Below are 20,019 nucleotides of genomic sequence, written 5' to 3' on the forward strand. Positions count from 1 at the left end.
ATCATCTGTTCTCTTCTACTCTTATCTTATAATTTTTTATGTCTAGCTACTTATTAAGGCTAAAACAAATCTAACGAATTTACCTGAATTATGTCCTTATACCTTTTGTTTATATAAAGATTCAGGTAGCTGTACATTTAAGTTAGTCATGGAATTTCTCCTACTATTTGCAAGAATTCTTTGGGTGAAACTACCCTCAGTCCAAATTTTTGTACGCCTTGTAAATCTTTTTGATTGTAAGTGATGATAAAGTCTGCTTGGCATTCAACAGCTAAATCGATGAGAAAATCATCATTCAATTAATCTTTGAATTATCCATTAAAGACCATCCTAAACTGGTTGGCTGTTCATAAACCCGCTTTAGAGTATTTATATCTCTAGCAGAAATAGGCGACGGGTTACGAACTTGAGAAAAGTATAAAGCATCAGTTTGTAGCGGACTATGACCCCAAATTCCTAGTGCATGACCAAATTCGTGGCGGGCTGCTGCAATCAGATACTCACCTGTTTGACTGGGGCTTAACAAGATGGTGAAGCGGTGGGACAAAACTTTGTTGCTGGTGTATAACTCGTAAGTAGTTTGTGCCGATCGCGCACGAGGTATATTACTACCTGGAGAAATTTGTAGAGGTGGCGCTTTTCGCACAATTGTAATATCAGCAACTTCTGGCTGTTCGACTACTGTTAAAGGTAAATAAGTACTCCATTCATGTACACCCTGCAAGACACCATTAACCCATGCTTGAGCTTGTTTTTTGCTGATGGCTTTTGGTGGTTCTACGTAAACTCGAATCGGAAATTGTGACCAAACTAAATAACCTACTTGGGTTGTTGTGATTTGGGAAAAGTAGTCACCACTGTTAGTGTTATCTTGCCACTGTGCGAGTGTGGGCGGTAGGGGATGAGGTTTTGGGGAAGATGAGGGAGATGGAGAGATGGGGAGAGAGATTATTAAGTCTGAATATGCATGTTTTGGTATTAGTGTAAACCCATCACTCGACTGGAGATTAATAAAAATGATTAACAGCCCTGTGCCAATAAACAAGGCAAGAGCTGTAATTAACCGTCGTGAAATTAAATTTATAAGGGTGTTAAGTATTGGGTGTTGGGTTCTTTTCCCCATTGACCTATCCTTATTTAGGCAGCCAACCGGCACTTAAAACTACTGTTAAACCGAGAAAAATTACTGTCAATGCCCAAGTAATTCGGTTTAAGGTGTTTTCTGCACTTTTGGTGCTGCTAAATAGCTGGGCTTGTCCGCCAATGGCTCCAATGCCATCACCTTTGGGGCTATGCAGTAAAACTAAGATAATCAAACCAATGGCGGAAAATGCCCAAATGCCTTGCACGATATTACTAACTGTCATGGTAGGAATCTCATTTATAACAATTTTTCAAACAGGGGGTCAGGGTTGGGAGTTAGGAGTTAGGAGTTAGGAGTTAGGAAAGTCTTAATTGATCACTATTAACTCTTAATTATTCACTCCTCACTATGAACTCTTAACTCCTAACTCTTTTACAGTCCCACTTGTACGGGGGTGCGAGTGCGTTGCAGTTCATATTCTGCTGTTTTTAGCAGCGATCGCCCAGTCATTTCTGGTGGCTGAGGCAGCTGTAAAATCTCTAGAATTGTGGGGGCAATGTCGGATAGCTTGCCATCGCTTCGCAGTTCGACATTTGTACCATATCCAGGGATTTTGACTTTCTCACCTTCTACCAAGATCAAGGGGACTGGGTTAGTGGTGTGGGCTGTCCAAGGATTACCCCCTTCATCTAGCATATACTCGGCGTTGCCGTGGTCGGCAGTAATAATTGTTGTACCACCGGCTTTGATAACGCTCTCTAGTAAGCGTCCCAAACAGCGATCAACTGTTTCAATTGCTGTAATGGTAGCGTCAATTTGACCAGTATGCCCTACCATGTCTGGGTTGGCATAGTTAATTACAACTAGAGAATACGTACCCTTTTGAATCGCAGCGATCGCTACATTTGTAACTGCTGCTGCTGACATCGCTGGGGCGCGATCGTAAGTCGCTACCATCGGGCTGCTTACTAGTTCCCGATCTTCGCCGGCAAAAGGTTCCTCCAGACCCCCATTAAAGAAATAGGTGACGTGAGCGTATTTTTCTGTTTCAGCGGTGCGGAACTGATTCAAACTATGATTGGCTATAACTTCTCCCAGAATGTTACTGAGATTCTGAGGCTCAAAGGCTACAGCCACAGGTAAGTCTGAATCATACTGTGTAAAGGTGACAAAAGACAGCGGTGTGATTTGCTGCCTTTCAAAACCGTTAAATGTGGGACTGACCAAAGCTTGAGTCAGTTGTCTGGAGCGATCGGGGCGGAAGTTGAAAAATATCACCCCATCCCCTGGTTGTATTGCGCCCGGAGCAATTCTGATGGGGTTGACAAATTCATCTTTTATCCCTTGGTCGTAAGATGCTTGCAAGACTTCCACAGCCTTGAGACCATTACCAACACTATCTTGTATCATCACGTCGTAGGCGCGTTTGACCCGATCCCAACGGTGATCGCGATCCATTGCGTAGTAGCGACCGCTGAGGGTGACTATGCGCCCAATTCCAATGCGGTCTAGATAATCTTGCAGCAGTGCGATCGCTCTTACACCGTCAGTTGGTGCGGTGTCACGACCATCGGTGATAGCGTGGATACAAACTTCTGGAATTTGCTGGTCTTTGGCTAAGTCAAGTAGTCCGAATAGATGGGTGATATGCGAATGTACCCCTCCCTCAGAACAAAGCCCGACTAGATGCAGCTTGCTATTCCGAGAACGAACTTCCTGGCAAATTTTGACAAGTGCTGGGTTTAAGGCAATAGAACCGTCTTCGACCGCATCGGAGATGCGTACCAGTTCTTGCGGTACCACTCGCCCAGCACCAATGTTCAAATGACCAACTTCTGAGTTGCCCATTTGACCATCTGGCAACCCTACGGCTTTTCCTGATGTGTGGATGAGGGTATGCGGGTAAGCTGCCCATAAACTGTCCACAATCGGAGTTTTAGCAGCAACAATAGCGTTTCCTCGCGTCTGATCGCAGTAGCCCCATCCGTCTAAAATGACTAGCACCACAGGAGCAACAGGTGCTTTGGTCATAGTAAAATTGCCCTTTACTTTTTGTAATACCCGAATGATACCATTGCTAATCCACGCCGCAAGTGAATTTTTGCTTATTAATTTCTTTTATGAATGACTTGCAGTGTTTTGAAAGATTTTTAATTTTTAGTAATTTTTCTATGATATTTTTGAGCGCTATTAAACCAATTCGCAATTCGCAATTCGCAATTCGCAATTACGTTTTGTGACGGGGGTTTAGACCCCGACACAAAACGTTCTGCCGTCGTTAGGCTCTTTATTTAAACCCCCAAACTTTGTTAACGAGTGATTACTTAGTAGTAGCGTTTTCGCACTACTACTAAGGCATTTTCCAATCCCTTATTTCCTTTTTGTGGAAGATTTAGCAGCTTTAGCAGCTTTTTTCGCTGCTTTTTCGGCTTCTATTGCAGCTAACTTTGCCTGTTCTTTTTCTTCGGCAATTTTCTGGAGATAGTAATGATAATCTCCTAAATAGACGCGGAATTCTCCATCACGAATTTCAACGATTTTATTTGCTACTTGAGAAATAAAGTAGCGGTCATGAGAGACTACAATTGCCGTGCCATCATAGTTTTGGAGCGCCTCTTCCAGCATTTCTTTAGCTGGAATATCTAGGTGGTTTGTTGGCTCATCTAAAATTAGTAAGTTTGCGGGACGTAAGAGCATTTTTGCCAACGCCAAACGAGCTTTTTCTCCTCCACTTAATGCCGCAACTGCCTTGAATACAGTATCACCACTGAATAAGAAGCGTCCCAAAAGCGTGCGGACTTCTTGATTATCCCAATCTGGAACTTCATCATGGATTGTTTCCATGACAGTTTTCTTAAAATCCAAGGCTTCAGCTTGATTTTGCTCAAAGTAACCGGGAATAACGTTGTGAGCGCCTAATTTAACGCTACCTTCTGTGGGTTGTTCCATACCCATAATCACGCGCAGAAGTGTAGATTTTCCAGCACCGTTAGGGCCAAGAAAAGCTATGCGATCGCCCCTTTCAATGAGAAGATTCGTTCCTAAAAACAGAATCTTATCATCATATATATGAGTTAAATCTTTAATTTCTACTACCTCCCGTCCACTACGGGGTGCAGGAGGAAAACGGAAGTGGAGAGTTCTTAACCCAGCAATGGGTGCTTCAATGCGCTCAATTTTTTCGAGTTGCTTTTCTCGGCTTTTTGCCTGGGTACTACGGGTAGCACTGGCGCGGAATCTATCAACAAAGGTTTGCTGTTTTTCTAATTCTTTCTGTTGACGTTCGTAGGCGCTAAGTTGTGCTGATTGATTTTCACCTTTTTGTAACAAATATGCCGAGTAGTTACCAAGGTAAGTACTGGAAACGCCACGTTCAGTTTCCACAATTTGGGTGCAAAGGCGGTCAAGGAACTCCCGGTCATGGGAGACTATTACCATCGGTGTAATCAGCCCTCTGAGGTAATTTTCCAACCACTCAATGGTTTCTAAATCTAGGTGGTTAGTCGGTTCATCCAGCAGCAACAAGTCAGGTTTTTGCAGGAGGATTTTACCTAAACTCATCCGCATTTGCCAACCACCACTGAAGGCACTGACGAGGCGATCGCCATCTTCTAGCCCAAACCCCATTTCTGGTAAAATTTTCCCAATGCGTGCATCTAAGTTGTAGCCATCCAAGGCTTCAAATTTGCGCTGCAAGCGATCCAACTTGTCGATCAGTCGATCCAGTTCCTCTGGGGCAGCCGTTTCCATCTCTTGAGGCACATGCGCCAGAGATAACTGTACTTCGTTGGCTTCTTTGAAGACAGTCCAAAATTCTTCTCTAACGGTGCGGGTGGGGTCTACTTCAAACTCTTGGTTGAGGTAGGCTATATGTAAGCTATTAGGACGGATAATTTCACCAGCGGTGGGTTCAATTTCCCCAGAGATGATTTTGAGTTGGGTAGATTTTCCAGCACCGTTGACACCGACTAAGCCGATGCGATCGCCTGGTTTAACTTCCCAGTTGATATCTTTGAGAACTTCGCCTGTGGGATAAATTTTACTTATATGTTCTAGTCGCAGCATTAAGTTTCTCTCAGGTAGGGAGTGGGTGGTTGAGGACGAAGTACTAACACCGCCTCTAATATTAACAAAAATTAACTATAAATTCGTCATTAGAAAGTCTGGTGAGTCGCAAACCAAATTTGGCTTGAGTCATGGATAAAATTTACCACATCTATCTTAAGGCTGGCTTTGTGTTGCTTGTCTAACTTCTTCGACACTCAAATCTAACGCCTCTGCTACTTGTCCTACAGTCAACCCTGCTGCCAACATTGCTGGGACTGCTTTTAGTTTCCCTTTAAGCTCACCTCTAACCTCACCTCTAATCTCACCTTGTTCAAGACCTTCCTGAAAGGCTTCCTGATAAAATCTGGTTTGCTTTAACTCGCTTAAGCCAAACATTTCCTCCATCTCCTCCCTACTCATTGCAGGAAACTTGTAAGCCAAAATAGTCTCTATAAATTGTAATAGTTGCTGCTGTTTTGGTGGTGAGTTTATTTCTGACTTAGTTCTGTTTATCAACTCCCTTGCTTGTGCGATCGCTATATGTCGGTTGCAATTACTAATTTAGCAGTTGCAATGCCAATTGGAAACGATGCACCTTCATTTAATTCATCCAAATAAATGCACCTGACGCGTCCACTTGTGAAAAACTCACGGTAATGTTTGATATTGCCTATATCTACATTCCTATTTGGGTATAAAACCACAGCACCCCAGTCATTTAATGGTTGATTCTGACGGAGATATAAACATATTTCTGCAATTAGCCGTGAATAAATTCCCCCATCAGCTTGAAATTGCACTTCAACAAAGTAAATTGGGTTCTCGCGTCCTTGTGTAGGTAGAAAAACACCATCGATTCTGAAGGCTGTTTGTTTGATTTCAACTGATGAAAATTGATAAAGGCTAGCTGATTCTGGGGGATTCCTAATAAGCTCAAAGAATATATCAGGAAATTCTTGAAACAGGCGATAAAAGATGATGTCTGTTTTCACAATTTTATATAATTTGAAGATTTTGATTTGCTGTTCATGTGTTGCTTGATTCTTCCGAACCATCTCGCACTTCCAGCAACCGCTCTTTTGCCATCCCTAATATCCGTGATAGGGGCGCTAATAAACTATCATCAAATGCTTCTCCAGCATAAATATTATTCAGTTCAGTGGGAGATAATTTAAAGGTGTCACAGAATTTAGTAAACTCCTGGTTACTCAAGTCAAGCTCTTTTTGCCGATCATGAAGTAAAACTGCGATCGCTCTAGTTCCATACTTCGGACGTTCACTAGTTTTTATATATTTTTCCATTAAATAATATACTTTTCTCGTATCGCCTCCCAGTTTTTTAATTAAATCAGTACAAGCCATTTTTAGTGCTTTTTTTAAAACTTCTTCTTCATTCAGAAACTTAATAATTTCACTAGCATATTCTGGTTTAAAAAATCCCACTAAATCGCCTTTATGGTAAACTGGGATATAAGGCTCATTTGATTCAAAATGCCAATCTAACGGTTCGTTACGTAGAGACATAAATACCCCTCTAAATCATTTAAGATTTCACCATTTTAAAACCATTTATTCTTTAACTGCCAGTGGTGATATTGGGAGCATCTCACTTTTGTAAAAATACTATAGGCGATTATAAATCGCAGCTATACAGACAAAATCCACGTTCGTGGGTTTCAACTTGCTGGAGTCCGCACAGACTGATTTAGTTTGTGTAGCCGTTATGTATTTCTACCAAAACCTCGAACTCAACCAAAATTAGCGATCTCGCCTTGCTCATTCCCAAGTGGCTAAAAGGTTCCCAGAGGGGCATTTGGTAGTCTTATGAGGCTGTTGTTAGATATTCAACCATAATGGGCATACTGTAAATATCAAGTAAGTAAGCATCAAAACAGGGTAAACAGTATGTTGACGATAACGTGGCAAGAAGAAATTGCATCTTTGAAACAAGATTTGAGGAAGGAAATTAAAAAAATCTCAAGTAATTCTAAAATTAATATACCTAATCATATTTGCATTAATAATTTGAAATCTAAGTTAGAGCGATTAGATGAAATAGAAAAAATTCTTAGTATAGAAAAATATAAGATTGCTTTTATAGGTACTATTGGTCAAGGAAAGACGACAGCTATTTGCCATTTGTTTAACTTAATAAGCAACTTCAATGTTTCCAAAACTATTGCTAATAAGTCTCGAAATGTAATCGAAACTAAAGAGTTGCTATCAACAGGAGCAGGTAGAACTACTATATGTGAAGTAATTCTCAAAGCTGCGGAAAAAACTTACATAGAAATAGAACCTTATACAGTTGATGAGATGGAAAATCTTATTTTTGAATTCTGCGAGTATATTGCAGATAAAGACAATACTCAAGCAGATAAGAAAATAATTATTTCTACAGAGATTGAAAGGGCTATTAGGAATATTACAGAAATGAAGTTACGCTATCCAACAATTAATAATGAAGTAACAAAAATTGACCGAGCTAAGGAAGAATTTGATAAATTAGGATTAGATGAGTTTAAAAAACTTGCTTTGAATAATGCAAAGCTTGAATCTAGAAATAATAAGAATATTGAATTTGATAATCAAAAAACTGAGCAAGAATGGATAAAAAATACCTTTGCTGCTATTAATAATGTTGAGTTAAAAGAGTTTGCTATCCCAAGAAAAGTATATCTTTATGTGAGCCATGATGTTTTATCTGGCTCAAACTTGTCTCAGTTTGATTCAATTGTGGATACTAAAGGACTTGATGAAAATCCAATTCGTAAAGACTTACAGAAATATATTGAAAATCAGGATACTATCTGTCTCTTTGTAACTCCCTTTAATGCGGCTCCTGAAGCTAATATCAGTAAATTAATAGGTTATCACCTTACATCTAAATCCAAAGATTTTCATCATAGATTTGTAACTTTGGTATTGCCTCACAAAAATGAACCTGAAAGAGTAAATGGATGTGATGGAGATCGAGATATAGGAATTAAAATCAGAAAAGAAGAGATTCAAGCAACATTCAAGCGTTTAAACCTAGATTTTTTCCTAGAAAACATTTTGTTCTATGATGCTTTGAGGTACTACCGTGATGATATAGTCAAGCTAAATACTGACATTTATAATGAAGAAGATGTACAGGCAGATAAAGATGATTTTCTAAATGCTGTAGCCAGTGTAGTAAAACGTAGACATAATATTTTATTGGACGAAATAAAAAATATTCAAGAAAGCTTTACGAGAATAAAAAATGGTGATGCTTTGACAGTATCAGAAATAAAAGCAATTGAAAATGCCATTTATAATATAAAAGATTTACGCTATTTAAATAAAAGAGTACCTAGTTTTGTTTATAAAGATTTTATTGATAAATATATTGAATATTATCGTACTGTTTATCGAGCATGGAACACTAAACATGCTATACATAGAAACTTTGGTTACTATGATCCAAGGAATATAGATATATATTACGATATGAGGATTATTGCTGAGGGAATAAATGAAGATGAAATGTTGAAAAAGTTTACCAAACAAGCTAAACAGGAATTAGAAAATATCCTTAATGAGCTTACCTCTGCAAATGAATCATTAAAAACACTTATTCCTGAATTAGTCATGCAATTTAACTCATTTTATGACAATTTTATAAGTGAAGTAGGTGTAAAAATTCAAGATGAAGCTATAAGAAAATTATCACCTCAAAGTGAAGATTCTGATTTCTGGACAGCTCTAATTAATGAAAAGGGTAGGGTACAGCTTCCAGGTGAAACCTATACAGGTAACGTATGTCAGACCTTGAAGCACGAACTTGAAACTGAGCAAAGCTTAAATATATTTTTAGAGATTAAAGCAGGACAATATTGGGCAGAATTAGTTACTAAAATATTAAGCTTTTTTGGAGAAAAATAGACAGATAGTAATTTTAAATGGCATGGAAAATATTAAGGAATGTAAGGAGATTGCGTCTCTATAACCAGTTTATAAATAAACCTGATTATCTATGAGTAGCTTAAGTGAAGAAATATCTATAAAACTAAATATATATAAGAGAAACTATGCAGAATATACAAAGTGTTTAATTAGAGGTAATGAAATTGTTCTTGATGGACGACCAGAAGAAAAAGTTAGGCAATTGTTTATCTACTTTTTGGTAAACCAAAGTAAATTATTTCCAAATGAAATTGATATAAGAGTGGAATCTGATTATCATGATATAGAATTATGTAAAACTGTAAAAAATGACTATTTTAAACCATATTGTCCCCCTCTAATGATTGTGGAAGTGAAGCGAGAAGAAGAAAACTTACGGAATCATGAGAAGCAGATTGAAAGATACCTAAAAAAATCTTGTTCAGAAATTGGAATTTTATATAATTACCATGAAATTATTGCATATACAAAAAAAGATGGCGTATTTACGAGTAATCATCTCAATAGTCTTGAAGATATACCACCTTTAATCTTGCAAAGTTCTAATAAATTAAATGAAAATATACTAAAATTTGAAAAAGCTAGAAATGGAAGTTTTGATAGCTTTATTTATCTTGTTAATAAATATGGAAAATATAAACTTAACAGAATAGTTTTCAGACTTAAACATGAGCAGTTACCCATAGTAGGATCTTTCTTCAAGTTTCAAGATAACAAGCTGTACTACAATATATATGTTCAAAATGTTCAAAAACAGCAAAGCTGTGATTTCCAAGATTTTGAAAAGCTAGTTTGTATTATTTATTGACAAATATAACGTGTTTCAAAATAAAAATGAGCGTCAGAAAAATGGCAGTAATTATCCTTCCCAGTCTTGACGAGTATCCCACAGAAAATTGGCTGCGATCGCATCATCAAATAAATAGGGGCAATCCTCTGGAAAAGTTCGTAGCACTCGACGCAACATTAGAAAACCACCTGTGTGTATTAAAAGCAACAATACAACAAGTGGTTTTACAGTAATATTAACAGCAAAAATTAGTTAGCGGCAGAAGTCGCTAACTCCGCGAGACGTTCTTGTTGGTCTAGAGATATACAAGACTGGATTAGTGTCTCTAAATCACCATCCAAAACAGGGTTAAGAGAATAATTCTGACCTAACCGATGATCGGTAGCACGGTTATCTTTATAATTATAGGTGCGAATTTTTTCCGATCGCGATCCTGTACCAACCTGCGATCGCCGCATAGAAGTTACAGCTTCTTGTTGTTCGCTTAACTTGATTTCATACAACTTCGCCCGCAAAATTTGCATCGCCCGTTCTTTGTTTTGCAACTGGCTGCGTTCTTCTGTACAGAAAATCCGAATTCCCGTTGGTTTGTGCATCAAGTCAACGGCTGTTTCCACCTTGTTGACGTTTTGTCCACCAGCACCACCAGAACGGGCTGTGGTCATTTCAATATCTTTCGGATCAATGTGAATTTCCACATCATCCACCTCTGGCATAATCGCCACCGTAGCTGTGGAAGTATGAACCCGTCCCCCGGATTCAGTTGCCGGCACGCGCTGCACACGATGCACTCCAGCTTCAAACTTTAACTGGCTGTAAACGTCATTACCTTTAATTTCGAGAATGACCTCTTTCCAGCCACCCATTTCTCCACGAGATTCGCTCACTAGAGAAACTTTCCAACCTTGAGTCTGGGCATAGCGGGTGTACATCTGCATCAAATCACCAGCCCAAATACTTGCTTCATCGCCACCAGTACCAGCGCGAATTTCCAACATGATATTCTTTTCATCATTGGGATCGCGTGGTAGCAATAAGACTTTTAACCGAGACTCTAAATGTTCTATTTTTTCTTCAAGTTCTTTTACTTCCAGTGCTGCCATTTCTTGCAACTCTGGGTCACTCGCAGATTCTCTATAAACTTCACGCGCTCCGATTAAGTCTTCTTGGGCTGCTTTCCAAATTTCATAAGTATTAACTACCTCTTCCAAAGAAGAACGAGACTTAGCAATTTGTTGATACTCATCAGGATTGCTAGCTGTATCGGGGTCGCCAAGACGACGTGTTAACTCATTAAAGGTTTGTTCAACAGATTTTAGTTTGTCCAGTAAGTATGATTCAGCCATGACGAGTGCGATCGCTCCTTAAAAAAATAACAAATTGGCTCGAGCATATAAATGACAATCGACCCCGAAAAATGCAGGGTCGTCGTTAACAGCAGAGCCAACCCGCTACTTTTTCTTTTTGGTGCCGGTGCTTTGTTCGCTGGACATGCCGTATTTGCGGAGGAAACGTTCAACTCGACCCTCAGTGTCAATAATCTTCTGAGTGCCTGTGTAAAATGGGTGATTTCCAGACCAAACATCTACGTGCAATTCTGGCTTGGTAGAGCCAATGGTCATAACAACTTGACCGTTGCAGTAAACTTTAGCATCTGGATACCACTTGGGGTGAATATCAGCTTTAGCCATTGTTCCTTGTGTGATGAATCTATATTAATTATAACTTTCAGGTTTCAATTGGGGTTAGGGAGTGGGGAGTAGGGGAAGATGAGGGAGTGGGAGAAACCAATACCCAATTCCCAATACCCAATGCCCCATGCCCAATGCCCAATTTCCTAACGCTTAGAGTACTGAGGTGCTTTCCGGGCTTTATGTAAACCATATTTCTTCCGCTCTTTTGCTCTCGGATCGCGAGTCAAATAACCTTCGGTTTTCAAAGGTGGGCGGTTATCTGGGTCTAGTTGGCACAAAGCACGAGCAACTCCCAAGCGGACAGAATCAGCCTGTCCGGTCAAGCCGCCGCCTTCTGCTTTTACCAAAATGTCATATTCGTTTTCTAGTCCTAGAGTTTCTAAGGGTGCTTTAATCACTCCTAAGTAGTTGGGGTTAAATTGAAAATACAAGTTTCCATCTTTACCGTTCACAATCAGTTGACCGCTACCTGGAACCAAGCGCACCCTTGCTACTGCATTTTTACGACGACCAGTACCCCAGTATACGGCGCGACCGCTATTAGCATCTGCTACTACCATTAATTTTCTTCTCCAGGAATTGTACTAACTTTTAGTTCTTTAGGTTTTTGAGCATCATGGGGATGCGTAGGCCCAGCGTAGACTTTCAGCTTGGTGAACAACTGCTTACCGAGGCTATTCTTCGGTAGCATACCTTTAACAGCTTGTTCTAAAATCCGCTCTGGTATGCGCTCTTGCAGTTTAGCGAAAGTTTCCGTTTTCATCCCACCGGGACGACCAGAATGGCGGCGGTAAAGCTTTTGAGTGCGCTTTTTGCCTGTGACTGCGACTTTCTCGGCATTGATGACGATTACGAAGTCACCTGTATCTAGGTGGGGCGTATATTCGGGTTTCTTTTTGCCTCTTAGTACCTGAGCGATTTCGCTGGCGAGGCGACCGAGGCGTTTATCGGTAGCATCTACTATGTACCACTCACGCTCAAGGGACGCTTGAGAAGGAAGGTATGTTTTACTCGTTGTCATTTGTCATTTGTCCTTTGTCATTTTTGATTTGTCATTAGTCATTTGTCATTTGTCCTTTGTTATTTGTCCTCTGTCTTTTGTCAATTGTCGTTTGTCATTTGTTCTTTGTTATTCACTAATGACCAATGACTAATGACTAATGACTAATGACCAATGACTAATGACTCTTGACTAGTGACGAACTTTGGTAAGGTGTCGTACCAAATCTCTTTTGGAAAGGGAAAATCGGGATAGCCGACTCGCAACAAGCACAAGCCTTGAGGTGGTGCGGCGTATTTCACTTCTTCCCGGCGTTGTTCTTTCCACAGTTCGGTGAAGCTAGAAAGTGTTCGTTGTCCAGAACCTACTTCTACCAGCATCCCTACCAACAGCCGTACCATGCCATACAAAAATCCATCTGCCTGTATTTCAATATGGATAAATGGCCCACTGCGACGACACTCTGCTGCTTGCACCTCTACCCAGGAATGCGATCGCTTTGAGCCTGCACGGTGAAAGGCAGCTAAGTGATGTTTTCCCAAGAGAGGTTTTAAGGCAGCTTGGATTAAAGATTCATCCAGGGGTGCATAATAATAATGCCAACTGAAGGGTCTTATAAACAAGTTAAGCCGATCTTCAGTATATATTGTGTAGCGATACCGTCGATAGGCTGCACTAAAGCGAGCGTGCCAACGGTTATCAACACTAGCTGAAGCCCTGATTAATATATCTGGTGGCAGATAGCTATTTAGGATTGTTGCCCACTTGTGAGGCGGAATTAAACCTGTAGCTTCAAAATGGGCTACTTGAGCAGCAGCGTGAACTCCAGAATCGGTTCGCCCAGCACCATGTAATGTCACATGATGCCCAATAATAGTAGCGATCGCAATTTCGATCTCTTCTTGGACAGTCCGTTGGTTTTTTTGCCGTTGCCAGCCATGAAAATGAGTGCCCAGGTATTGAATTACCAAGGCTACTCGATGAGTTTGTGTCGGCTGGTGGCTTTCTAACATACAGATTTTGTCCTTTGTCATTTGTCTTTTGTCAGTTGTCCTTTGTTATTCACTAAAGACCAATGACTAATGACTAATAACCAATGACCAATGACTTAAACTAATTCAATTATTGCCATTTGGGCATTATCACCCCGACGCGGTACGGTATGCAGGATGCGGGTATAACCGCCCTGGCGACTACCATATCGAGTCGGAGCTTGCTCAAATAGAGCGTGAACCAGTTGTTTGTCGAACATATAGCCAAGAGCTTCGCGGCGTGCTGCCAAGGAGCCATTTTTGGCTAAAGTAATCATTTTTTCCACTTCACTTCGCAGAACTTTTGCTCTAATTAAAGTGGTGGTGATTTTACCATGACGGATCAGCTCGGTGGTGAGCGATCGCAGTAAAGCACGACGTTGATCGGCGGGTTTACTGAGTTTTTTGACGCGACAACGGTGACGCATAATTATGCACTATGAATTATGAACGGTTTTTCTTAAGGGTGTTTCGAGCCTCTTTCCATTGGCAGGGTGATGCCCAAGCGTCGCTGCAAAGCTTCTACAACTTCTTCTGCTGACTTCTGCCCAAAGTTCTTAATTTCTAAGAGGTCTTCTTGGGTATAATCCAACAAATCTGCCACAGAGTTAACTTGTGCCCGTTTGAGACAGTTATATGCCCGCACAGAAAGTTGCAACTCCTCGATGGGTATCTGAGCAGTTGGGTCGTCTGGAATATCCGAACCTGTGTCTGTTGGTTCTAGAGAGATATCTTTCAACGGGTTGAATAAATCTACCAATATTGCAGCGGCCGAAGATAGTGCTTCTTGAGGGGAAATACTGCCATTTGTCCAAACTTCCAACAGTAGTCGGTCTTTTGGAATCAAGCCTTCCCCACGAGATTCTTCAACACTGTAGTTGACTTTTCGCACAGGCATAAATATCGAGTCGATTTGGAGAAAATCCAACGATGTGGCTTCCTCGCGTCCTCGCTCTACGGTACGATAGCCTTTGCCTTTCTCAATCCGAAATTCCATTTCCAGCTTTCCACCCTCAGCGATGGTGGCTACATACTGGGTAGGATCGATGACTTCTACTTCACTGGGTAAATCAAAATGTGCCGCAGTGATTGTTGCTGGGCCGCTAACGAGTAATCTACCAATCTGGGGCTGCGAAGAATAGTTTTTCAGGATAACTTCCTTCATTCTCATGAGGATTTCCAGCACATCTTCCCGCACGCCCGGAACTGTAGCAAACTCATGTGAAACGCCTGCAATCCGCACTGCTGTAACTGATGTACCTTCTAGATTAGACAGTAAAACCCGCCGGAGTGCGTTGCCAACAGTTGTTCCTTGACCGCGTTCTAGAGGTTCTAGAACAAATTTACTGTAATGGTTCCGACTTTCTTCGGTATTTGACTCTACACATTCAATTTGAAACTGCGCCACGGATGAGCCTCCCTTTTTCTAAGGTGCTGCTAGCAGACAAATCAATTGCCTCCCGAATTGAATTTATGTCCTGTAGATTATAGGTATATCAAACTATTAATATAAAAATATAGTATACTTTGATACTTCTATTTCACTTGCAGGCGCTAATAATATTTTGGGTAGCCCGAAGATTAACAGCTTTTCCAGCGGGAAAATCTGACGTGCTTCTGGTGGCCCAAGCTTTGAATCAATGACAGTTTGCACGTTAGACGCTCAAGCGGTCATTACTAGGCTGTAACTTTTCGTCCTCACTGCCCAAGTCTTGGTATTTAAACTCGACGGCGCTTGGGTGGACGACAACCATTGTGAGGAATCGGGGTAATATCCCGAATCAGTGTAATTTCCAGCCCTGCTCCTTGGAGTGCCCGAATAGCGGTTTCTCTACCTGCTCCTGGCCCACTGACCATTACCTCGATTTGGCGCATTCCTTGATCTATAGCTCGGCGAGCTGCACTTTCAGCTGCGGTTTGCGCTGCAAAGGGAGTCCCCTTTTTTGCTCCCTTAAAACCGCTAGAACCAGCGCTAGCCCAGGAGATGACATCTCCATTTTGATCGGTAATGGTGACAATGCTATTGTTGAAAGTAGACTGGATGTAGGCCATTCCACTGGGTACATTCCGTTTCTGCTTCTTGCTCCCGGTTTTTTTAGTTGGTTGTCTCGCCATACTTGTTTAGTTGATTTAAGGTAAAACTTGCTCGGATTAGCAAGCGTTGCAAAATTATTTCCCTGGAGCCTTCTTCTTCCCAGCCACTGTCTGCCTTCTGCCTCTACGGGTTCTGGCATTTGTGCGAGTTCTTTGGCCTCTGACTGGTAAGCCCATACGATGACGACGACCTCTGTAGGTACCAATGTCAACTAAGCGCTTGATGTTCAAACCCTCCAAGCGCCGCAAGTCGCCTTCAACTTGATAGTTGGTTTCTATTTCCCCTCGTAGGGCTGTCACATCAGCATCACTTAAGTCCTTAACGCGGGTGTCTGGGTTCACACCTGTAGCCGCTATAATTTCTTGAGAGCGTGATAATCCAATTCCGTAGATGTAAGTCAGACCGATCTCGACGCGCTTATCGCGTGGAAGGTCTACTCCGGCAATCCGTGCCACAATGAACTCTCCCTATTGTTTTCGCAATTACTATTGGTTGGAAAAACGTGATTAATCGCGTCTTTTCGTTTTAATGATGATATGCGTGTTACAACTGACTCTGTTGGTAAGATTGTTATCCTTGACGTTGTTTGTGCTTGGGGTTCACGCAAATCACCATAACGCGACCACGACGTTTGATCACGTTACACTTTTCACAAATTTTCTTGACTGAGGCTCTAACTTTCATGCCTTTTATTTTTTGACTCCAAATATAAGATTATAGCATTTCTAGGAAAATTAATCCAGTTAAATGACTAGTAAACAGTCAAAAAAATGGTTTTATGGTAAAATTCTCTACATATACTTACTTCTTTCGTAGTCGATAGGTAATTCTGCCTTTGGTCAAGTCGTAGGGGGTTAATTCCACCTTGACGCGATCGCCGGGCAAAATCTTGATATAATTTCGGCGAATCTTGCCGGAAATGTGAGCTAGCACGTTAAAACCATTGTCCAAGTCAACGCGAAACATCGCATTGGGCAAGGATTCTGTAACCGTGCCTTCCATTTCAATCAAATCTTGTTTAGACAATTTGTTTTTTCCTCAACTCAACAATTTCGTGTTCAGTTGCAGCGCTTCATCTGCAAAAGAACACATTTTAAGAAATATATCAACAGTTTATTAATATATCTTAGCTAAAATTGCTCTTTTTTTTGGTAAAGAGGCATGGGGCATGGGGCATTGGGCATTGGGCATGGGGCATTGGTTATTAATTCTTGTTTCTAATTCCCTCACTCCGTCACTCCCTCATCTCCCTCATTCCCCTCATCCCCTCCCCCTCTTTTTCAGTCAGCAATTAATTACCTTTTGCAGTTCACCAGTGACATCTTCTTGGGACTGATTGCCATTAACTGTTAGGAGTTTTTGGCGATCGCCGTAATAATCAATTAAAGGTGCAGTTTCAGCGCGGTACACTTCTAAACGACGACGAATCACCTCTTCGGTATCATCTTTTCGTCCTCTAGCTAGCAAACGTGCGATCACAATTTCATCTGGTGCATCTAAATTGACTACCCTTTCGCCACCTTGATGTATTGCTTCCAGTAACTTCTCCAGAAAAGCTGCTTGGGTCACTTTCCGGGGAAATCCATCAAGAATCCAACCATTTTTGGCATCTGGTTGATTGAAGCGCTCCTGTACCAAGTCCTGCACTAGCTGGTCGGGTACTAACTCGCCGCTATCAACATAGCTTTGAGCTTTGATTCCTAAAGGAGTCTGCTCTTTCATGGCTTGTCTTAATATTTCACCAGTAGAAATATGGGGAATATTCAAGTGTTCAGCCAAGGTTTGAGCTTGTGTTCCTTTACCCGCTCCAGGTGGCCCCAAGAAGATTAATCGCGTCACTATTATTTCACCATTCCTTCATAGCGCTGAGAGATGACATAAGTTTGGACTTGTTTGGCTGTCTCAATTGCCACACCAACTAAAATTAACAAAGAGGTCGCACCTATTCCCTGGAAAGTTTTCACATTCAAAGCGCTTTCCACGGCGGTAGGGATAATAGCAACAAAGCCCAAAAAGATCGCACCTAAAAAAGTGAGTCGGTTGGAAACGCGTTCGATATACTCGCTAGTTGCCTTACCGGGACGAATGCCAGGAATACTAGAACCCATTTTCTTCAAGTTCTGTGCCACATCTACCGGGTTGAGAATCAACGAAGAATAGAAGTAGCTGAAGAAAATGATGGAAACCATGTATACCAAGGCATAGACCCAGGAGCTAGAACCGCCTGGACTCAAATAAGTGTTAACTATATTCGCCAATTCGGGATTTTTAGTAAAATTGGCGATCAGCAGTGGCAAACTGAGGATGGCAGCAGCAAAAATAATTGGCATCACGCCGCCTTGATTTAGCCGCAGAGGCAGATAGCTACGTTGCTCTGCCAAAACTCGCCGACCTACTTGGCGGCGTGCCGAAATAATTGGGATGCGGCGCATTCCTTCTTGGACAATCACAATACCAACAATTGTTGCTAGGAAAACTAAGATCAGCACGATCACCCGACCCACTGTTTCCCGACCGCCGACTTGTACCAAGTCGATGGTATCACCCAAAGCTTTTGGTAATGAGGCAACAATGTTGACAAAAATCAACAATGATGCTCCGTTCCCAATGCCCCGTTCTGTAATCAGTTCCGATGCCCACATGACGAACATTGAACCAGCAGTCAGAGCGATCGCAGTTTCAGCTACGAAGATCGGCCCTGGCTTTAAGGCGAATTGCTGGAGGAATAATGCCGAAAAAGCTGTACTTTGTAGAATTGCCCAACCTACAGTGACATAGCGGGTAATTTGCGATATTTTTCGCCGACCAGCTTCCCCTTCATTTTTCTGTAAATTTTCTAAAGATGGAATCGCTGCGGTGAGCAATTGAATGATAATAGACGCATTAATGAAGGGCAAAATCCCTAAAGCAAAGACTCCCAAAGTCGAAAGTCCTCGCCCGGAAAATATATCCAATAAGCCGAATATAGAATTACTCCCCGATATGGCTTCGGCAAATCTCGGTCTATCAATCCCTGGTACGGGTAAGAAGATACCCAGGCGAACCAAAATCAAAATACCGACAGTGACAAGCAACCTACCTCTGAGGCCAGCTGCCTGTGCCATCTGCATAAAAGTTTCTTGAGCCGTTGGGGCTTTATCTCGACTGATCATAGAGTGCTACCTTTATAGTGAACCAAGCACTGGCAGCGAGTTGGCTTGCATTTAAGTGCGCTGTTCCGGCTCACTCATAAGACTTCACAACTCCCCCCAGCTGCCTCAATTTTGCTACGAGCTGAACCTGTGAAAGCTGCCGCTTGTACTTTGAGCGGAATGCTCAATTCCCCGTTACCTAAAATTTTCAATGGCCCTTTGACAGCAGTCAGGATACCTGCGGCTTTCAATGAGGTCAAAGTTACTTCCGTATTCGCGGGAAGGGAGGCTAGCTTCTCTACATTAATCGTAGTGTAAATCTTCTGATTAATAATCGGAAAGCCCTTCAGCTTAGGTAAGCGGCGGTACAATGGCTGTTGACCACCTTCAAAACCTGGTCGAGTTCCACTACCAGAGCGAGATTTTTGACCCCGCATACCTAGACCAGCACTAGCACCTTGACCAGCAGAAATACCTCTGGCTACACGGCGCTTGCGTTTCTTTGAGCCTTTTTGCGGCTTAACATCATGGAGTCTCATAAGCTAAAAATGTCATTTGTCATTTGTCATTTGTCATTTGTCATTGTCGTTTGTCATTTGTTCAAAACAAAGGACTACTGACTAAGGACAAATGACTAGTTAGATGTAGAGATTTTGAATAGGAATACCGCGATCTTCGGCGACTTCAGAAAGGGTACGCAGTGTAGATAAAGCATTAACTGCGGCTCTAGCATTATTGAGCGGATTGTTGGAGCCTAGTTGTTTGGCTAAAACGTTACGAACTCCTGCTAATTCCAACACAGTTCGCACAGCACCACCCGCAATTACCCCAGTACCAGGTGCGGCTGGACGCATAATTACTTTTGCACCGCCACCGACACCATCAATGGGATGGGGGATGGAGTTGGATTTGGTGATTGGGATATCAATGAGGTGTTTTTTACCGTCGGCTACGCCTTTTTTAACGGCACCAATTACATCTGAGGCTTTGCCTACTCCGACACCAACTTGACCGCGTTCGTTACCAACGACAACGATCGCTCGGAAGCTGAGTTTTTTACCACCTTTGACCACTTTACTTACGCGTCGGATTTGGATAACCCGCTCTTGCCAAGTAGTTTCTTCTTTTTTGGCCCGCTTTGTTCTACTTTTACGCTCTGTTGCCATAACTTATGCTCTTTTAATGTCATTTGTTCTTTGTCATTTGTCTTTTGTCAT

At 41.6% G+C, this 20,019-nt stretch carries 23 protein-coding genes and 1 pseudogene; 2 read left to right on the plus strand and 22 right to left on the minus strand.

The window, feature by feature from the left end:
- Nucleotides 1-146: 146 nt before the first annotated feature.
- The 7 genes and pseudogenes from RMY63_RS25320 to RMY63_RS25350 form a co-directional block, all read right to left on the minus strand.
- Nucleotides 147-299, minus strand: coding sequence for a hypothetical protein (locus tag RMY63_RS25320; protein WP_322731356.1), 153 nt, complete (start codon nucleotides 297-299; stop codon nucleotides 147-149).
- Nucleotides 296-1,123, minus strand: a complete 828-nt coding sequence (locus RMY63_RS25325) for a peptidase (RefSeq protein WP_322731357.1) — start codon at nucleotides 1,121-1,123, stop codon at nucleotides 296-298. The genes RMY63_RS25320 and RMY63_RS25325 overlap by 4 nt, the downstream gene beginning before the upstream one ends.
- A 10-nt stretch (nucleotides 1,124-1,133) precedes the next feature.
- Nucleotides 1,134-1,367, minus strand: a complete 234-nt coding sequence (gene secG, locus RMY63_RS25330; RefSeq protein WP_322731358.1) for a preprotein translocase subunit SecG — start codon at nucleotides 1,365-1,367, stop codon at nucleotides 1,134-1,136.
- Nucleotides 1,368-1,516: 149 nt separating this feature from the next.
- On the minus strand, nucleotides 1,517-3,115 hold the full coding sequence (gene gpmI, locus RMY63_RS25335; RefSeq protein WP_322731359.1) for a 2,3-bisphosphoglycerate-independent phosphoglycerate mutase: 1,599 nt from the start codon (nucleotides 3,113-3,115) through the stop codon (nucleotides 1,517-1,519).
- A 339-nt stretch (nucleotides 3,116-3,454) separates the two neighbouring features.
- Nucleotides 3,455-5,149, minus strand: a complete 1,695-nt coding sequence (locus RMY63_RS25340; protein ID WP_322731360.1) for an ABC-F family ATP-binding cassette domain-containing protein — start codon at nucleotides 5,147-5,149, stop codon at nucleotides 3,455-3,457.
- A gap of 156 nt (nucleotides 5,150-5,305) precedes the next feature.
- Nucleotides 5,306-6,123 (minus strand): annotated as a pseudogene (locus tag RMY63_RS25345) (Rpn family recombination-promoting nuclease/putative transposase).
- A gap of 34 nt (nucleotides 6,124-6,157) precedes the next feature.
- Complete coding sequence (locus tag RMY63_RS25350; RefSeq protein ID WP_322731361.1) at nucleotides 6,158-6,655, minus strand: hypothetical protein; 498 nt, start codon at nucleotides 6,653-6,655, stop codon at nucleotides 6,158-6,160.
- Nucleotides 6,656-7,036: 381 nt separating this feature from the next.
- On the opposite strand from RMY63_RS25350, the gene RMY63_RS25355 reads away from it, so the two are divergent.
- Both RMY63_RS25355 and RMY63_RS25360 read left to right on the plus strand, forming a co-directional pair.
- Nucleotides 7,037-9,040 (plus strand): hypothetical protein, encoded by a 2,004-nt coding sequence (locus RMY63_RS25355; RefSeq protein ID WP_322731362.1) that lies wholly within the window; start codon nucleotides 7,037-7,039, stop codon nucleotides 9,038-9,040.
- 91 nt (nucleotides 9,041-9,131) lie between these two features.
- Nucleotides 9,132-9,869: a type I restriction enzyme HsdR N-terminal domain-containing protein gene (locus RMY63_RS25360; protein WP_322731363.1), complete on the plus strand. Its 738-nt coding sequence runs from the start codon at nucleotides 9,132-9,134 to the stop codon at nucleotides 9,867-9,869.
- 230 nt (nucleotides 9,870-10,099) lie between these two features.
- Here RMY63_RS25360 and prfA read toward each other — a convergent pair whose 3' ends face one another.
- The 15 genes from prfA to rpsE all read right to left on the minus strand — a co-directional run bounded on the left by prfA (nucleotide 10,100) and on the right by rpsE (nucleotide 19,968).
- The gene (gene prfA, locus RMY63_RS25365) at nucleotides 10,100-11,197 is read right to left on the minus strand and encodes a peptide chain release factor 1 (protein WP_322731364.1); all 1,098 of its coding nucleotides are present in this window, start codon (nucleotides 11,195-11,197) and stop codon (nucleotides 10,100-10,102) included.
- A 105-nt stretch (nucleotides 11,198-11,302) separates the two neighbouring features.
- The gene (gene rpmE, locus RMY63_RS25370; protein ID WP_322731365.1) at nucleotides 11,303-11,542 is read right to left on the minus strand and encodes a 50S ribosomal protein L31; all 240 of its coding nucleotides are present in this window, start codon (nucleotides 11,540-11,542) and stop codon (nucleotides 11,303-11,305) included.
- Between the two features lie 146 nt (nucleotides 11,543-11,688).
- The gene (rpsI, locus tag RMY63_RS25375; RefSeq protein WP_109011935.1) at nucleotides 11,689-12,105 is read right to left on the minus strand and encodes a 30S ribosomal protein S9; all 417 of its coding nucleotides are present in this window, start codon (nucleotides 12,103-12,105) and stop codon (nucleotides 11,689-11,691) included.
- Nucleotides 12,105-12,566 carry a 50S ribosomal protein L13 gene (gene rplM, locus RMY63_RS25380; protein ID WP_322731366.1) on the minus strand — a complete coding sequence of 154 codons (462 nt, stop codon included), beginning with the start codon at nucleotides 12,564-12,566 and terminating at the stop codon, nucleotides 12,105-12,107. The genes rpsI and rplM overlap by 1 nt, the downstream gene beginning before the upstream one ends.
- Nucleotides 12,567-12,709: 143 nt before the next feature.
- Nucleotides 12,710-13,558, minus strand: coding sequence for a tRNA pseudouridine(38-40) synthase TruA (truA, locus tag RMY63_RS25385; protein WP_322731413.1), 849 nt, complete (start codon nucleotides 13,556-13,558; stop codon nucleotides 12,710-12,712).
- A gap of 95 nt (nucleotides 13,559-13,653) precedes the next feature.
- The gene (gene rplQ / locus RMY63_RS25390; protein WP_322731367.1) at nucleotides 13,654-14,004 is read right to left on the minus strand and encodes a 50S ribosomal protein L17; all 351 of its coding nucleotides are present in this window, start codon (nucleotides 14,002-14,004) and stop codon (nucleotides 13,654-13,656) included.
- 32 nt (nucleotides 14,005-14,036) lie between these two features.
- Nucleotides 14,037-14,984 carry a DNA-directed RNA polymerase subunit alpha gene (locus RMY63_RS25395; protein WP_322731368.1) on the minus strand — a complete coding sequence of 316 codons (948 nt, stop codon included), beginning with the start codon at nucleotides 14,982-14,984 and terminating at the stop codon, nucleotides 14,037-14,039.
- A 311-nt stretch (nucleotides 14,985-15,295) separates the two neighbouring features.
- On the minus strand, nucleotides 15,296-15,691 hold the full coding sequence (gene rpsK / locus RMY63_RS25400) for a 30S ribosomal protein S11 (RefSeq protein WP_069070761.1): 396 nt from the start codon (nucleotides 15,689-15,691) through the stop codon (nucleotides 15,296-15,298).
- A 54-nt stretch (nucleotides 15,692-15,745) separates the two neighbouring features.
- The gene (rpsM, locus tag RMY63_RS25405; RefSeq protein ID WP_322731369.1) at nucleotides 15,746-16,126 is read right to left on the minus strand and encodes a 30S ribosomal protein S13; all 381 of its coding nucleotides are present in this window, start codon (nucleotides 16,124-16,126) and stop codon (nucleotides 15,746-15,748) included.
- Between the two features lie 115 nt (nucleotides 16,127-16,241).
- Nucleotides 16,242-16,355 carry a 50S ribosomal protein L36 gene (gene rpmJ, locus RMY63_RS25410; protein WP_015129703.1) on the minus strand — a complete coding sequence of 38 codons (114 nt, stop codon included), beginning with the start codon at nucleotides 16,353-16,355 and terminating at the stop codon, nucleotides 16,242-16,244.
- Nucleotides 16,356-16,472: 117 nt separating this feature from the next.
- Nucleotides 16,473-16,697 (minus strand): translation initiation factor IF-1, encoded by a 225-nt coding sequence (infA, locus tag RMY63_RS25415; RefSeq protein ID WP_006276978.1) that lies wholly within the window; start codon nucleotides 16,695-16,697, stop codon nucleotides 16,473-16,475.
- Between the two features lie 258 nt (nucleotides 16,698-16,955).
- Nucleotides 16,956-17,510 (minus strand): adenylate kinase, encoded by a 555-nt coding sequence (locus RMY63_RS25420; RefSeq protein ID WP_322731370.1) that lies wholly within the window; start codon nucleotides 17,508-17,510, stop codon nucleotides 16,956-16,958.
- A 2-nt stretch (nucleotides 17,511-17,512) separates the two neighbouring features.
- Nucleotides 17,513-18,823, minus strand: coding sequence for a preprotein translocase subunit SecY (gene secY, locus RMY63_RS25425; protein WP_322731371.1), 1,311 nt, complete (start codon nucleotides 18,821-18,823; stop codon nucleotides 17,513-17,515).
- 74 nt (nucleotides 18,824-18,897) lie between these two features.
- Nucleotides 18,898-19,341 carry a 50S ribosomal protein L15 gene (rplO, locus tag RMY63_RS25430; RefSeq protein ID WP_322731372.1) on the minus strand — a complete coding sequence of 148 codons (444 nt, stop codon included), beginning with the start codon at nucleotides 19,339-19,341 and terminating at the stop codon, nucleotides 18,898-18,900.
- Between the two features lie 99 nt (nucleotides 19,342-19,440).
- Complete coding sequence (gene rpsE / locus RMY63_RS25435; protein WP_012410709.1) at nucleotides 19,441-19,968, minus strand: 30S ribosomal protein S5; 528 nt, start codon at nucleotides 19,966-19,968, stop codon at nucleotides 19,441-19,443.
- Nucleotides 19,969-20,019: the final 51 nt, after the last annotated feature.

This window comes from Nostoc sp. ChiQUE01b (genome assembly GCF_034531255.1).
Lineage (GTDB): Bacteria > Cyanobacteriota > Cyanobacteriia > Cyanobacteriales > Nostocaceae > Nostoc.